At 58.8% G+C, this 461-nt stretch carries 1 protein-coding gene; it reads right to left on the minus strand.

Annotated elements, in window-relative coordinates:
- Positions 1-422 (minus strand): AMP-binding protein (locus XalbCFBP2523_RS15925; RefSeq protein ID WP_282956818.1); only part of this gene is annotated, 422 nt, incomplete at its 3' end.
- Positions 423-461 lie beyond the last annotated feature (39 nt).

A 461-nucleotide genomic window follows, 5' to 3' on the forward strand; every position in this document is an offset into this window, starting at 1 on the left:
GCCGTGACATCCACCGCCGCTTCTGTCGGTCCATACAGATTGAAAATCTCGGCCGCCGGGAACATCGCCCGGGCACGCTCCGCAAGCCCCGGCGATAAGGCCTCGCCGCTACAAATGACCCGCTTGATCCCAGGACACGGATCATGAGCGCCATGCTCGATCAATGCACGAAGCATCGAAGGCACGAAATGCAGCGTGGTGATACATGCATCGCGGATCAACGTCTTCAGATACACCGGATCCTTATGGCCCTCTGGCTCCGCCAGTTGCACACGCGCACCTGTCAACAGTGGCCAGAACACCTCCCAGACCGAGACATCGAAGCTGATCGGCGTTTTTTGCAGAACAACCTCAGCTCGATCGAGCATGTAGGCATCTTGCATCCACACCAGACGGTTGACGACGCCGCGATGCTCGTTCATCGCTCCCTTGGGTGCACCGGTCGATCCGGAGGTGTAGAT

It is taken from the genome of Xanthomonas albilineans (genome assembly GCF_002939705.1).
GTDB lineage: Bacteria > Pseudomonadota > Gammaproteobacteria > Xanthomonadales > Xanthomonadaceae > Xanthomonas_A > Xanthomonas_A albilineans.